Below are 13,870 nucleotides of genomic sequence, written 5' to 3' on the forward strand. Positions count from 1 at the left end.
CACGACCCATCCGCCGCGCGTCCTCAAACGAATGACGCACGTGTCGACCGTCCCGTTGTCTCACCCGAGGAGTGCGTGAAATGACCGTCCCGACCCTCGCCCGACGTCTCGCGGCGTCGTTGGCCTGCCTGGCCATGGCAGTGAGCGGTTCGCTGGTGTTCTCGAATGCCCAGGCCACAGCCGCGTCCTGCGCCGATGTCGAGGTGATCTTCGCGCGCGGCACCATCGAGCCGGCCCCACCGCTTGGGTTGACGGGACTGTCGTTCGTGGAGGCGGTGCGCTCGCAACTGCCCGGTAAAACGGTCAGCAGCTACGGCGTGAACTATCCGGCCAGCGACCAGTTCAACAATCGGCTGGCGATCGCCAACTCGGTCGCCGTGGGCGTGCGGTCGACACAGGCACGAATCAAGTACCTCGCCGCCGACTGCCCCGACACGAAGATCGTGCTCGGCGGCTATTCGCAGGGCGCGGCCGTCGCCGGGTTCACCACGGCGACCGGCATCGACGTCCCTAACGAGTACCGCCAGTACCGCAACCAGGTGCCGCCGCCGCTGCCGGCCGACGTCGCCGACAACGTCTCCGCCGTGGTCCTGTTCGCGCCGCCGTCGGACCGCTTCCTGCGCGACATCGGCTCGCCGGCCATCCAGGTCGATCGTGAGTACCAGGCCAAGACCAAGACGTACTGCATTCCCGGCGACAACATCTGCGACGGATCGCCGGTGGGTCAGCCCAACGGTCTGCACGTGCTGTACTCCGTGAACGGCATGACCCTCGACGCCGCGAACTATGTCAAGGCGCACCTCTGACAGGTTGGGCTGATGTTCCGGCCGCAGTTTCGGGTTCCGGCTTGGCGCCGGATCTGCGGCCGGAACCTGCAGGTGCGGCCAGAAACTCAGCGAAGCACAACCTCGGGCTGCTGACAGCCGTGATTGACGCCCGGTTGGACGTGCGGGGCGAAACCGATGCCGGTGCGGATGGTGAGGGCGGCGATCACGCCGCCCACTGCACAGCAGCCGGCCGCGATCAGCATCGCGGTGGAGAAGCCGGGGCCCAGCGGCTGTGCCGGGCCGGCGTCGAGACCGGCCACCACGGGCAGCACCGCGACGGCGAGCAGCCCGGCCAGCCGGGCCACCGCGTTGTTGACGCCCGCCGCGATACCGGCCCGGCCCGGTGGCACCGCGGCCAGCGCGGCGGCGGTCAGGGGCGCCACGGTGATGGTCATGCCGAGACCGAACAGGACCACCGCGGGCAGCACTGCAGTCACATAGCCGGCGCCGGGCACGATCCGCGACATCATCGCCAGACCGGCCGCGGCGATGAACGGTCCGATGGTCATCGGCAGACGTGGGCCGGTGACCTGCGCCGACTTCCCGGACAGCGGTGAACCGAACAGCATGATGACGGTGGCCGGCAGGGTGGCCACGCCGGCTTCCAGCGCGGAGTAGCCCATGCTCTGCTGCAACTGGAGCGCCAAGAGAAACAGCGCGCCGCCCAGCGCCGCGTACACCAGCAGGGTGGTGAGATTCGCACCGGCGAACTGACCGGCCCGGAACAGCCCCAGCGGCAGCAGCGGCGCCGACGACCGCCACTCGATCACCACGAACGCGACCAACAGTGCGACCCCACCGAGCAGCGCGGCAAGCGCGACGGGCCCCCATCCGCGGGAGGGTCCTTCGATCATCGCGTAGATGACCCCGGCCAGACCCATCGTCACCGTGGCGGCACCGGCAACATCGAGACCTCCCGTCGACTGCTCGTGGCGCGACTCCACGACGTGACGCATCGCGATCCAGATCGCGCCGAGTGCCACCGGCACGCTGAGCAGAAACACCCACCGCCATGATGCCGCGTCGACCAGCCAGCCTCCGACGAACGGACCCAACGCGGTTGTGGCGCCCGACATCCCGGCCCACAATCCGATCGCCCGTCCCCTGTCGTCCTCGGTGATCTCGGCCTCGATCAGCGCCAGACTTCCGGGCACCACCGCCGCCGCGCCGATCCCCTGCACGATCCGCGCGACCACCAGCGCCTCCGCGGTCGGGGCCAGACCACAGGCCGCCGAGGCAAGGGCGAACACCACCAGGCCGCCGACGAAGATCCGGCGGCGCCCGTAGCGGTCGCCGGCCGCCCCACCGGCGAGCAGCAACGCGCTCAGGGTGAGCAGATATCCGTCGAGGACCCATTGCTGCCCGCTGAGACCCGTGTCGAGGTCGCGAGCGATCGCGGGCAACGCCACGTTCACCACGGTGCTGTCGAGAAAGGCGACTCCCGAGCCGAGGACTGCGGCAGCGATCAGCCATCGGCCGGCCGACGACGCCGCAGCGATACCGGTCGATGATGATCCGTCCGCTCCCGGGAACGTCATGTACTGCCCACGTCCGCGAGTCTACGGACGTCGCATGGTCTGGGCGCAGGCGAACAGAGCGTGTCTGGCAAGGCCCGCAAAGAGAACGGGAGACACCCCCTAGTTCTGGATCTGGACCGTCGCCGCCCAGTACTCGACGAAACGGCCATCCCGCGCCCGCAGGATGTCATTTCCCACGAAGCGCTTTCGCTGTCCGCTACGCATACCGGTAGCGTTCCAGCGAGCCGACACATAGACGCCGTCGGTCATCGGCGGCACCTCGATCGAGATCTCCATTCTCTCGAACATCTCTTTCATCTCCGCGACCATAGCGGCGAGCTCGCTCGGACCGTGCACATCGTGGCCGGGCCAGTGTCCGATGAACCCGGCAGACACCAGGTGGTTGGCGATTTCGGCGAGGGCGTCGGCATCCGACGGCCCGTTCCACAATTGGTCGATCCAGCGTCGGTAGAGATCGGGAAGGGCCATGACGTGCTCCTGGACTGCTCGCTCTCCAAGGTTACGCCGGTAGGACCGGTCAACAGAAGAGTCAGCCCGCGACATCCGCCGAGGCGCGCCAGACGAATCCGTCGGGGTCGGTGAAAGCGCCCGCATCGCCGCCGATCTCGATGCGATGCGATCCACTGCCGGCGGCGTTCACGCCCGCGTCCTTTGCGGCCGCCTTGCGCCCGTAGAGGGCGAGGGTGATGTCAGTGCCGTCACCGGCGAATTCGACGTATTTGCGGCCGAAACTCTTGGCGACGGTCAGTCCGTGGTCGACGTAGAACCTCTTGCTCTCGGCGACGTCGGCGGCTCCGATGAGCAGCACGACATCATCGATCTGCCGCGCGGGTGCGCCGGCGGCCTTCTTACTCGAGGACGCGACTTTCCACAGGGCGCCATCGGGCGTCCGCACCACCCCGCCGTAACCCCAGAACGACTTCTTCGCGGGTTTGATCGCGGTGGCGCCGGCGTCGAGGGCGGGGACGATGAGGGAGTCGACGACGGCGGGGTCAGGAACCACGAGCGACAGGACGTAGCCGCGGAACCCACTCGTGGGGGCATCGGAGGCGCGGAAGTTGAGTTGGTCGCCGATGCCGAAGGCCTTGTCGTAGAAGATCTTCGCGGCGGCGGCGTCGGGAACGTGGAGGGTGATGGAGTCGATGCGAGTATGCCGATGACGCTAGGCCGCGACTCCCCACCCAGGCTTCTCGATTCCTGACCGATCCGGGAAGCGATCGGAGCGTCACACCCGACGCCACCCGTCGGGCCCGGCCGAACCCGCGGGATACTCCTCGAGCGGCACCCGGTCGGCCTGCCAGGCATCGATGATCGGCCCGACGATGCGCCAGCACTGTTCGGCCGCATCGCCGCGCACGGCCAGGGTGGCGTCGCCGTCGAGGATGCCGGATAGCACTTCGGCGTAGGCGCGGATGGAGCCCTCCCCGAGGTCGGCACCGAGTTCGGTGGCTGCCAGGTCGAACGGGTCGGTTCCGTCATGGACGTTGAGCCGCAACGACATCGCGTCGGGACCGAAGGTCAGGCGCACGACGTTGGGCGCGACGTCCCCGCTGAACTGCTGCGGCAGATGACGCACCGGACGGAAATGCAGGGCGATCTCCTTCACCGCCGGTTCGAGCGCCTTGCCCGACCGCAGCGTGAACGGGACGCCCGCCCAGCGGGCGGTGTTCACCTCGAAGGTCGCTTCGGCCAACGTCTCGGTACCACGCGCCGGATCGACACCGTCCTCGTCGACATAGGACGGGAGCTGCTTGCCGCCGGCCTCCCCCGCGGTGTACCGCGCACGACGCGACGAGCGCACCGGATCGCCGTCCGCGATGCGGGTCGCGCGCAGCGCAGCTCCGGTCGCGTCGCGCAGATCGCGTTCGTTCAACGACGCCGGCGGGTCCATGGCAACCACGGCCAGCAGCTCCAGCAGGTGGCTCTGCATCATGTCGACCAATGCGCCGGCCTTGTCGTAGTAGCCGGCTCGCCCCTCCAGCCCCAAGGTCTCGTCGTAGCGGATCACCACCGACTCGATGTGCTCAGCCGACCAGACGGGTTCGAACACCCGGTTGGCGAAGCGAATACCGAACAGATCGAGCAGGATCGACTGACCGAGGAAATGGTCGACGCGGAACACCTGGTTCTCCGGCACCAGCCGGGCCAACTTGGCATTGAAGCCCCGTGCGCTGTCCTCATCGGTGCCGAATGGCTTCTCCAGAGCCAGCAACACATCGTCGGGCAGGTCGTCGAGCTCGGCCATGGCATCGCAGGACTGCTGCGCGACCGACGGGGGCACCGCGAAGTACAGCACCGAACGGCCGTCGCCGGCCTGGTCGAGAACCGTGCGCAAGCCGTCAGCGCTGCTGACGTCCGCCTGGCGGAACGTGGTCTGGGCAGCGACCTGACGCGCCGACTCCGCCATGTCGTCGCCGAAGGCATCCGACACCCGCTCGCGCCACTCGTCGTCGGAGACATCGCGGCGACCCACGCCCACCAACCGCACCTCGCGGTCGGGTTCGAGAGCAAGGAGTTGCGCAAGCGCCGGCAGCAGCAGGCGTGAGGTCAGATCCCCCATCGCACCGAAGATGAACAACGTCGTGGTGGCCATATCCGACGGTAACCCTCGGGTGGATTCGAGCGGGCGGATCTGCCGGCCTTGCCACGCCGAAGGGCACCGATGGGGACAATCGACGTCATGGGCGCACGCATCGAGGACTACGCAATGGTGGGCGACTGCCGGACTGCCGCGCTGATCTCCGCGGACGGCAGTATCGACTGGCTGTGCGTCCCCCGGTTCGATTCGGCGTCCATATTCGCCGCGCTACTCGGCTCGGAGGAACACGGACACTGGCGGTTGGCGCCCCGCGACCCCGCCGCCCGGGCGACGCGCGGCTACGACGCCGACACGCTGATCCTGACCACACGCTGGGAAACCTCCACCGGCACCGCCGAGGTCCACGAGTTCATGCCGATCGACGGCGGCCGGGTGGATCTGGTCCGACGAGTGGTCGGCGTGTCGGGTTACGTGGACTTCGAGACCGAACTCCGGATGCGGTTCGACTACGCGAAGTCGATCCCGTGGGTGCTGCAGGTGGGCGACACGACGGGTCCGGCGCTGCGCGGCATCGCCGGGCCGGACGCCTGTGTCGTGCGCGGTCTTCCGCTGCATGCCGACGGCGACGTCCATCGCGGATACTTCACCGTGGAACCCGACGTCACCATGGATCTCACCCTGACCTGGTACCACTCGCACCGCGAGGAACCGGGGCCGTTGGCGGTCGACGACGCGCTGACCCGCACCCGCGCCTGGTGGACGGAGTTCGCGAGCCGCATCGACCACACCGGACCCCACCACGAACAGGTCATCCGTTCGCTGATCACGTTGCGCGCGTTGAGCAACATGGACACCGGAGGCATCGTGGCCGCAGCCACCACGTCGTTGCCCGAACAGTTCGGCGGAGCCCGCAACTGGGACTACCGCTACGTCTGGTTGCGCGATGCATCGCTGACGTTGGAGGCGCTGGTGAACCACGGTTTCCTGCATGTGGCCGAACACTGGCGGATGTGGCTGATGCGCGCCATCGCCGGCGACACCGAGGACATCCAGATCATGTATGGCATTGCCGGGGAACGCGATCTGATCGAGCGCGAGTTGCCGCAATTGCCCGGATACGCGAACTCGGCACCGGTGCGCATCGGCAACGGCGCCGTCGATCAGTATCAGGGCGACGTGATCGGTGAGGTGATGGTGGGCCTAGACGACGCCCGTGATGCGGGGCTGGCGGAGACACGGCTGTCGTGGGCGCTGCAGAAGGCGCTGCTCGAGCAGGTGGAGGCCAAACTCGAATGGCTCGACAACGGGATCTGGGAGATGCGTGGTGAACCCCGCATGTTCACCCAGTCGCGAGTGATGAAGTGGGCCGCGTTCGACCGTGGTGTCCGGGCGGTGGAGCGCTACGGCCTCGATGGCTCACCCGAGCACTGGCGTGACCTACGCGACCGACTGCGCTACGAGATCGACACCGAATGTGTCGATCCCGGGACCGGTCGGTTCGTGCAGTATGCGGGAACCGACGAGGTCGACGCCTCGCTGTTGTTGCTCCCGCAGGTCGGTTTCTGCGCGCCGAACGATCCGCGAATGCTGGCCACGGTCGAGCACATCGAACGCACCCTGCTGCGTGGCGGTCTCGTGTTGCGCTACCGCACCGGCACCGGCGTCGACGGCCTGCAGGGCGACGAACACCCGTTCCTCGCGTGCACCTTCTGGCTGGTCACGCAATACGCGCGCAGCGGGCGCGCCGACGATGCGGCCGCACTGATGAAGACCGCGGTCGCCACCGCCAACGACGTCGGCCTGTTCTCCGAGGAGTACAACGTCGACGAGCAACGACAGGCGGGCAACACCCCGCAGGCGCTGTCGCATCTCGCGTTTGTGCGGGCCGCGAACGCGCTCGCATCGGTGTGATCGCGGCCGAATAGGTCAGGCGTCGAACGTCTTTCGATTCTTCTATCTTCTCTGAGTCACCCAGGTGTCAAACCTGGCCATACCGGGTAGCCGAAGTGCGACCACGAATCACGAGATGCGTAGGAGCTGTCATGAGTGACACGGTCGCCGATGTCGTGCTGTCCCGTCTGCGCGAATGGGATGTGCACCAGGTCTTCGGATACCCCGGTGATGGGATCAACGGACTTCTCGCCGCCTGGGCCGATGCGGGCGACGATCCACAATTCGTGCAATCCCGACACGAAGAGATGAGCGCCTTCGAAGCTGTCGGTTTCGCGAAGTTCTCGGGCCGCGTCGGAGTATGCGCGGCTACCAGCGGGCCCGGCGGAATTCACCTGCTCAACGGTCTCTACGACGCCAAACTCGACCACGTGCCGATGGTCGCGATCGTCGGGCAGACCGAGCGGTCGGCGATGGGCGGATCGTATCAGCAGGAGATCGACATGCTCGCGCTGTACAAGGATGTGTGCAGCGACTACGTGCAGATGTGCACGGTGCCCGAGCAGATCCCGAATCTCCTCGATCGCGCCTTCCGGATCGCGATGACCGAGCGGGTTCCGACCGCGCTGATCTTCCCCTCGGATGTCTTCGAACTCGATTACTCACCACCGCAACACGAGTTCAAGCAGGTGCCATCCAGTCTCGGCATCGACGAGGCGACACCGGATCCGGACCCGGCCGCGGTCTCCCGGGCGGCGACGGTGCTCAACGAGGGCGAGAAGGTCGCGATTCTCGTCGGCCAGGGCGCACGCGGATGTGTCGACGAACTCACCCAGGTCGCCGATACGCTGGGAGCGGGGTGTGCCAAGGCCCTGCTGGGTCGTGATGTCCTGCCGGACACCCTGCCGTGGGTGACCGGCTCCATCGGACTGCTCGGCACCACCGCGAGCTACCACCTGATGCGTGACTGCGACACCCTGCTGACCGTCGGATCCAACTTTCCCTACACGCAGTTCCTCCCGGAACTCGACCAGGCGCGCGGCGTGCAGATCGACCGATCCGGCAAGTGGATCGGCATGCGCTACCCGAACGAGGTCAACCTGATCGGCGACGCCAAACGCACACTGCAGCAACTCATCCCGAAACTGGAGTACAAGCAGGACCGCTCATGGCGCGAGTCGGTGGAAAAGCAGGTGGCCCGCTGGCAGAAAACCGCACAACGCCAGGCCATGACCGACGCGCACCCGATCAATCCGATGCGGATCTTCCACGAGTTCTCCGAACGCGCACCGTCGAACGCCATCATCGCCGCCGATTCCGGGAGTGCCGCCAACTGGTACGCCCGTCACATCACCTTCCGCGACGAGATGCGCGGATCGTTGTCCGGCACGCTCGCCACCATGGGCCCGGCCGTGCCGTATGTGATCGGCGCCAAGTGGGCACACCCCGACCGGCCGACGATCGCCTTCGAAGGTGACGGCGCGATGCAGATGAACGGCCTGGCCGAGATGCTCACCGTCGCCCGCTACTGGCAGCAGTGGACCAATCCGCAACTGATCGTGGTCGTGTTGCACAACAACGACCTCAACCAGGTCACCTGGGAACAGCGGGCGATGTCCAGTTCTCCTAAATTCTCTGCTTCCCAGGACCTTCCGGAGATGGACTATGCCGCCTTCGCGCGCAGCATCGGACTCGGCGGCATCAACGTCGACGAACTCGATCAGCTCGGCGACGCTTGGGACCGGGCTCTTGCCGCCGACCGACCGACGCTGCTCGACGTCCGGTGCGATCCGAGCGTTCCGCCCATCCCGCCGCACGCCACCCTAGACCAGGCGATGTCGCTGAGCGCCGCGTTGGTCAAGGGCGACGAGGACGCCTGGGACATCATCCGCGAGGGCACAAAACAGAAGGTGCAGCAGTATCTCCCGGGCACCAAGGGAGACGAGAGTAGGTGATGGGGCGCCCACGGCGACCGCACGTCCGATCGGGCGTCGGTCGCTGCTTGGATTGCGGCCGAACGGCCTGGACCGAGTCATCCCGCCGAGTACTGTGATCTCATGACGGCCGACTGGCGTGACACGCGTGCCCAGCAGATTCGGACGCTCATCGTCAAGGCCGAACCCGACATCACCGAAGAGATCAAGTGGCGCAAGCCGTCGAACCCGGACGGGTCCCGACCTTCTCGTTGGACGGGCTGGTGTGCACGCTGGAAACCTACAAGGACAAGGTCAAGGTCACCTTCGCCCAGGGCGCCGCGCTACCTGATCCGGCCAACGTCTTCAATGCCAGTCTGACCGCCGGTACGCGCCGCGCCGTCGACATCAGAGAGTCGGACACCGTGAACGATGACGCTTTCGCCGACTTGATCCGTGCCGCAGTGGCATTCAACCGAAAGTAGTCGCGGGCCGTCGTCGACTGTCTACCGGTGCACGCCGCGCAGCGGTACCTGTCGGAGGCGATCGCTACCCTGCTGTCATGCGTTGCCTCAGTGTGCCGATCGTCGTCGATCTGTTGTTGTCGTACCCCGTCGATACTCTGAATCTGTTCGATGACGCCGCACCTGCTCCACATCCTCCGATGCTGGTCGACCGTTGTTGTCGGACCCCGCCGTTAGCCTGACTGTAGTTCCTGATTCGTTGCCCGCCACCGTCTCGTAGAGAGGTCGTCTCGTGTTCTCGTTCACCGATCACGACGCCGACGACACCGTGTTGTCGGCGCCGCTCGATGGTGTCGCCGAGGAGATGGCCTACGCCGAGGGCGTGCGCGACACGCTGCGCTTGAGCCGCCAATCCGAAGCCCGCACCGTGCTCGGTGCCGGCATGATCGGCGACCGCGCCTACAACGACCGCATGAACGGACAAGGCCCGCACGCCAACTCCCGCTCCCACACGAAAGCCCACAAATACGCCATCGGCGAGATCTCCCTGCAACTGGGCATCACCCGCGGCAAAGCCGGCGAATGGGCCTCACTGGCACACATGCTGGCGGACCTGCCCAAAATCCGGTTGGCCTACCTCGCCGGAGACTTCAGCACCCACCGCGTCACCGAACTGGCCACCAGTTCGCAGACCGCCCCGAAAGGCAACCTCCGACCACGCCTCAACGAGATCCTCGACGAGGCGCTCGGTCCCCGACCTGACACCCCAGTCGAGGAACCCGCCCCAGACGCAAACGCTTGCGCCGACGGTGACGGTGACGGTGACCCGGATTGCTCCGACAAGACGCCCGAGGACCCGGCCCAGGACCCGGCCGAAGCGCCCGTCGATTTCGAAGACATCGCCCTGGAACTGGCCTACCGACCCACCCCCGACACCGTGCTACGCGACGAACTCGACAGCGCACTGATCAGCCTGGACCCTGACGCCCACGCCCAAGCCCGCGAGGACGTCGCTCAAGCCTTCCAGAACGTCACCTTCGCCAAAGAAGCCTTCGGCCACATGGAAATGTCGGCCTGCCTGAGCGCCGAACACGCCATCCACCTACAACACCGCATCGCCGACCTCCTCGACGAACGCGTCTGCCGCCGCGACCCCCGCCGCGTCGGACACCGCCGCGCCATCGCCCTCGCCGAAATCCACGGCGTCCCCGGCGCACACCTGCAATGCGAATGCGGCTACGACACCTGCACCGCCCGCACCCGCGCAACCGCCGACGCGACCCCGTCGGCGGCGATCGACGACGACGCGACCACACCCGAGGCCACGGCCACGCCCGTCGACGAGAGCACGGACTCCGCCGACCCCGCCGAGCCCATCGAACCCGACATCACCACTGTCGAACCTTCTGCTGCACAATCGGATACCACCGACACCGCCCCTGATCCGACATCCGACGACCCCGGCGACGGTAGCGAATCGACCCGGCCCTGGACCGCGCGCTGCGACGCTCCGAGCCCCGATGAGAGCGTGTCGTCAGACGCCTGCCCCGACAACATTGGGTCTGCACACAACCCCACCGAAGTCGATCCGCTCGCACACCATGACGTCGCCGAACGCACGGTCGACCACGAAAGCCCTGGCCACGAAAGCCCACTCGACGGAAAACAGCGCCCAGTCAACGGGAGACAGCGCCCGGTCGACGTGCGGCGAGTGCGCTGGAACCAGTCCACCCCTGCCGTCCTCGCACCGGCACCTGCAGTGCTCGAATCCCGCTGCGCGGCTACCCCACGCGTCCACCGGATCGTGCGCTACCGCGACTACCGCTGCCGACACCCCTAACCTGCAGGGTCTCGGCGAGGCCCGCCCCACACCTGTGCATGAACTCCGCAACCGACCTTCCTGGCCGGTCGTTGAGTCATGTCTCCCGGTGATCTGCAGCGTGATTCAGTGGGCCTGATGTGCCAGGGCCGCCATCAGGTCGTCGCGGTTACCTGCCGACTCGGCGAAGCGGAGCGGCTTCACATTCTCAACCAGGATCTCGCGCGTCGCGGAAGGCAGCAGGGACATGACCTCGTCGACGAAGCCGTCGAGGGGCATCGCCCACTCGGCGTCGGCCTGACCGGGCATCAGATCGGTTTGCACCGCCGGCGGTGCCAGTTCAAGCACCTCCACACCGGTGCCGGCGAGTTGCAGACGCAGGCTGTCAGTGAAGGAGTGGATGGCCGCCTTGCTGGCACTGTAGGTGGGCGTGGTGGCCATCGGCGTGAACGCCAGCCCCGACGACACCGTGATGATGGTCGCCTGTGGTTGTGCCACAATATGTTCCACGAAGGCGGAAACCAGGCGCAGCGGACCGAGGATGTTGGTGTGCACCTCGGTGACCGCTGTCGGCAGAAAGCCGCGGTCGCGGAGGTTCTCGGCGCGCATCAGACCCGCCATGGTGATCAGCACGTTCACACCGCCGAACCGTTCGAGCACCTCGGCAGCGGCACGGTCCACGTCCGCGGCATCCGCGACGTCGATCCGAACGGTGTCGATACCGGGATACTGCCGTGCGATCTGCGCGAGCAGTTCGGTGCGTCGGCCACCGACGATCACATGGTTGCCCTCGCTGTGCAGCCGAACCGCCAGTGCCAGGCCGATACCGGAGGTAGCGCCCGGGATGAAGATGGTGTTGTCGTGGATGCGCATATCTCGTCTCCTGCGTTGTCGGTTCCCGATCGATGCCAGTGCATCGATCGATGGGGTCCAGTCCAATCCGGATCGCCGGTGACAACAAGGACGCACCGATCGGGGGATCGCCGATCCCTGGATGCCGGGCTGCCGATGAGCCACAGTGGACGTCGACGATGCGATCAACGAATGACCGCAGGAGAGGAGCCACCGATGGCGATGGATCGGGCGGGGCTCGCCGGGTTTCTCCGCCGCAGGCGCGAGGCCCTGCAACCGGCCGACGTCGGTCTGCCCGTAGGCGCGCGGCGCCGCACCCGCGGACTACGCCGCGAAGAAGTGGCGATGCTGGTCGGAATGTCGACCGACTACTACACCCGCCTCGAACAGCAGCGTGGACCGCATCCGTCCGAACAGATGCTGGCCGCGCTGGCTCGCGCCCTGCATCTCTCGCTGGACGAACGCGATCATCTGTTCGAGCTCGCGGGCCAGCACAGCCCCGTCCGGCGCGCACGGATCGACCACATCGGGCCGGGCATGATGCGGATCGTCGACCGCCTCGCCGACACCCCGGCAATGGTGGTCAACAGCGCCGGGGAGACGCTGTTCCAGACCGGCCCGGCGGCCGCACTCGTCGGCGACGACATGGCGTTCCAGGGACTCGATCGCAGCATCACATATCGGTGGTTCACCGATCCGGCGACCCGAGAACGTTTCCCGGCCGAGGACCACGATCATCACGCTCGCGCGCACACCGGTCGTCTGCGCGTGGCGGCGACCCGCGAGGGACCGGACTCACGCGCCGCCGAGATCGCCGAGGCACTGCTGCCGATCAGTCCGTCCTTCGCCGAGTTGTGGCATCGCCACGATGTCGGTGCCCGACTCACCGATGAGCGCAAACGGCTACTCCACCCGGAGCTCGGTGTGATCGAGGTGTTCTGCCAGACCTTGCTCGACCCGGATACGGCGCAGGTGCTGCTCGTGTACACGGCGACCCCGGGAAGCGACGACCATGAGAAGCTGGCGATGCTCAGCGCCGTGGGCGTCTGATCAGAAGGGGTAGCGCACACCGGTCAGCGCTTCGGCGACCTCCCACAGGCGTTTGCCCAGAGCGGGGTCCCGCACCCGCGGGCTCGGCCGCACCGGCACCGGTGGCCCGCTGAACTCCATCGGGCCCGACGGACCGAAATACTGACCGCCGGTGACCTCCGGATCCGTGGCCGCCCGCACCGACGGCAGCGCGCCGTCGGGTGCCTCCATGATGAACGTTCTGCGCACCCGATGCAGCGACGGCGTGGTGAACAGCCACCTGAGCACGCGACCGGAGTCGCGCATGACGCCACTGTGGGTGGCACCGGGATGGGCCGCCACCGAAATCGGGGTGCGATGACCCGTCGCCGTCAAGCGGCGCTGTAGATGCATCGCGAACACCAGCTGCGCGAACTTCGCCCGCTGATAGGCGCGGGACGTACTGAACGACCGGGCCAGTGTCAGATCGTCGAAGTCCACGACACCGCCGCGGTGCGCATTGCTGCCCACCGTCACCACCCGACCCGCATCCGCGACCAGCAGACGCTCGAGCAGCAAGCCCGTCAGCGCGAAGTGGCCCAGGAAGTTGGTGCCGAAATCCATCTCGAACCCGTCGGCGGTCAGATCCCGCCGCCCGGCCATCACGCCGGCGTTGTTGATCACCACATCCACGACAGAATGCTCGAGGGCGATCTGATTCGCCGCCTTGCGCACCGAACCGAGATCACTGAGGTCGGTCTGCACCACCTGGACGTCTGCGTCAGGCACCGTTCCCAACACGTCGGCCCGCGCTGCCTCGGCGCTGTCGAGGTTGCGGCAGGCCATCACGACACGAGCACCCAGGCCGGCCAGATGTCGCACCGTCTCGAGACCGATTCCGGAATTGGCGCCGGTCACCACCACGACACGACCGTCGATGCGCGGCGCCTGCGACGGCCCCCACCCACTCCTGGACATCCACCACCCCTGGTCTCGACGGATGGTTCACGATACCCAGCG

The 13,870-nt window shown here is 67.0% G+C and carries 11 protein-coding genes and 1 pseudogene; 6 read left to right on the top strand and 6 right to left on the bottom strand.

Annotated elements, in window-relative coordinates; all coding sequences use genetic code 11:
• The first annotated feature begins 80 nt into the window (after window positions 1–80).
• Window positions 81–806, top strand: coding sequence for a cutinase family protein (locus NWF22_RS07375; protein ID WP_160903781.1), 726 nt, complete (start codon window positions 81–83; stop codon window positions 804–806).
• Window positions 807–892: 86 nt separating this feature from the next.
• Here the strand turns inward: NWF22_RS07375 and NWF22_RS07380 are convergent, their stop codons facing one another.
• From NWF22_RS07380 to NWF22_RS07395, 4 genes are all read right to left on the bottom strand, one after another.
• Window positions 893–2,365 (bottom strand): MFS transporter, encoded by a 1,473-nt coding sequence (locus NWF22_RS07380; RefSeq protein WP_160903782.1) that lies wholly within the window; start codon window positions 2,363–2,365, stop codon window positions 893–895.
• 99 nt (window positions 2,366–2,464) lie between these two features.
• The gene (locus tag NWF22_RS07385) at window positions 2,465–2,833 is read right to left on the bottom strand and encodes a nuclear transport factor 2 family protein (RefSeq protein WP_160903784.1); all 369 of its coding nucleotides are present in this window, start codon (window positions 2,831–2,833) and stop codon (window positions 2,465–2,467) included.
• Between the two features lie 61 nt (window positions 2,834–2,894).
• A complete protein-coding gene (locus tag NWF22_RS07390; RefSeq protein ID WP_160903987.1) occupies window positions 2,895–3,509 on the bottom strand; it encodes a VOC family protein in 615 nt (204 codons plus the stop codon).
• Window positions 3,510–3,590: 81 nt separating this feature from the next.
• On the bottom strand, window positions 3,591–4,958 hold the full coding sequence (locus NWF22_RS07395) for a glucose-6-phosphate dehydrogenase (protein ID WP_160903785.1): 1,368 nt from the start codon (window positions 4,956–4,958) through the stop codon (window positions 3,591–3,593).
• Between the two features lie 87 nt (window positions 4,959–5,045).
• On the opposite strand from NWF22_RS07395, the gene NWF22_RS07400 reads away from it, so the two are divergent.
• The 4 genes and pseudogenes from NWF22_RS07400 to NWF22_RS07415 all read left to right on the top strand — a co-directional run bounded on the left by NWF22_RS07400 (window position 5,046) and on the right by NWF22_RS07415 (window position 11,011).
• Window positions 5,046–6,815: a glycoside hydrolase family 15 protein gene (locus NWF22_RS07400; RefSeq protein ID WP_160903786.1), complete on the top strand. Its 1,770-nt coding sequence runs from the start codon at window positions 5,046–5,048 to the stop codon at window positions 6,813–6,815.
• 131 nt (window positions 6,816–6,946) lie between these two features.
• On the top strand, window positions 6,947–8,749 hold the full coding sequence (locus NWF22_RS07405) for a thiamine pyrophosphate-requiring protein (RefSeq protein ID WP_160903787.1): 1,803 nt from the start codon (window positions 6,947–6,949) through the stop codon (window positions 8,747–8,749).
• Between the two features lie 102 nt (window positions 8,750–8,851).
• Window positions 8,852–9,192 (top strand): annotated as a pseudogene (locus tag NWF22_RS07410) (DUF1801 domain-containing protein).
• A 271-nt stretch (window positions 9,193–9,463) separates the two neighbouring features.
• Window positions 9,464–11,011 (top strand): hypothetical protein, encoded by a 1,548-nt coding sequence (locus NWF22_RS07415; RefSeq protein WP_160903788.1) that lies wholly within the window; start codon window positions 9,464–9,466, stop codon window positions 11,009–11,011.
• A 105-nt stretch (window positions 11,012–11,116) separates the two neighbouring features.
• Here NWF22_RS07415 and NWF22_RS07420 read toward each other — a convergent pair whose 3' ends face one another.
• The gene (locus NWF22_RS07420; protein ID WP_160903789.1) at window positions 11,117–11,863 is read right to left on the bottom strand and encodes an SDR family oxidoreductase; all 747 of its coding nucleotides are present in this window, start codon (window positions 11,861–11,863) and stop codon (window positions 11,117–11,119) included.
• A gap of 171 nt (window positions 11,864–12,034) precedes the next feature.
• Here NWF22_RS07420 and NWF22_RS07425 point away from each other — a divergent pair, with 171 nt between their 5' ends.
• Window positions 12,035–12,892 (top strand): MmyB family transcriptional regulator, encoded by an 858-nt coding sequence (locus tag NWF22_RS07425; protein ID WP_233751753.1) that lies wholly within the window; start codon window positions 12,035–12,037, stop codon window positions 12,890–12,892.
• On the opposite strand, the gene NWF22_RS07430 is transcribed toward NWF22_RS07425, so the two are convergent.
• The gene (locus tag NWF22_RS07430) at window positions 12,893–13,828 is read right to left on the bottom strand and encodes an oxidoreductase (protein ID WP_160903790.1); all 936 of its coding nucleotides are present in this window, start codon (window positions 13,826–13,828) and stop codon (window positions 12,893–12,895) included.
• Between the last annotated feature and the right edge of the window lie 42 nt (window positions 13,829–13,870).

The sequence above is a fragment of the Gordonia mangrovi genome, assembly GCF_024734075.1.
GTDB lineage: Bacteria > Actinomycetota > Actinomycetes > Mycobacteriales > Mycobacteriaceae > Gordonia > Gordonia mangrovi.

Excerpts from the sequence above, each read along its gene's own strand:
- NWF22_RS07375 (WP_160903781.1), top strand. The coding sequence starts at position 81 with ATGACCGTCCCGACCCTCGCCCGACGTCTCGCGGCGTCGTTGGCCTGC.
- NWF22_RS07380 (WP_160903782.1), bottom strand. The coding sequence starts at position 2,365 with ATGACGTTCCCGGGAGCGGACGGATCATCATCGACCGGTATCGCTGCG.
- NWF22_RS07385 (WP_160903784.1), bottom strand. The coding sequence starts at position 2,833 with ATGGCCCTTCCCGATCTCTACCGACGCTGGATCGACCAATTGTGGAAC.
- NWF22_RS07395 (WP_160903785.1), bottom strand. The coding sequence starts at position 4,958 with ATGGCCACCACGACGTTGTTCATCTTCGGTGCGATGGGGGATCTGACC.
- NWF22_RS07400 (WP_160903786.1), top strand. The coding sequence starts at position 5,046 with ATGGGCGCACGCATCGAGGACTACGCAATGGTGGGCGACTGCCGGACT.
- NWF22_RS07405 (WP_160903787.1), top strand. The coding sequence starts at position 6,947 with ATGAGTGACACGGTCGCCGATGTCGTGCTGTCCCGTCTGCGCGAATGG.
- NWF22_RS07420 (WP_160903789.1), bottom strand. The coding sequence starts at position 11,863 with ATGCGCATCCACGACAACACCATCTTCATCCCGGGCGCTACCTCCGGT.
- NWF22_RS07425 (WP_233751753.1), top strand. The coding sequence starts at position 12,035 with ATGACCGCAGGAGAGGAGCCACCGATGGCGATGGATCGGGCGGGGCTC.
- NWF22_RS07430 (WP_160903790.1), bottom strand. The coding sequence starts at position 13,828 with ATGTCCAGGAGTGGGTGGGGGCCGTCGCAGGCGCCGCGCATCGACGGT.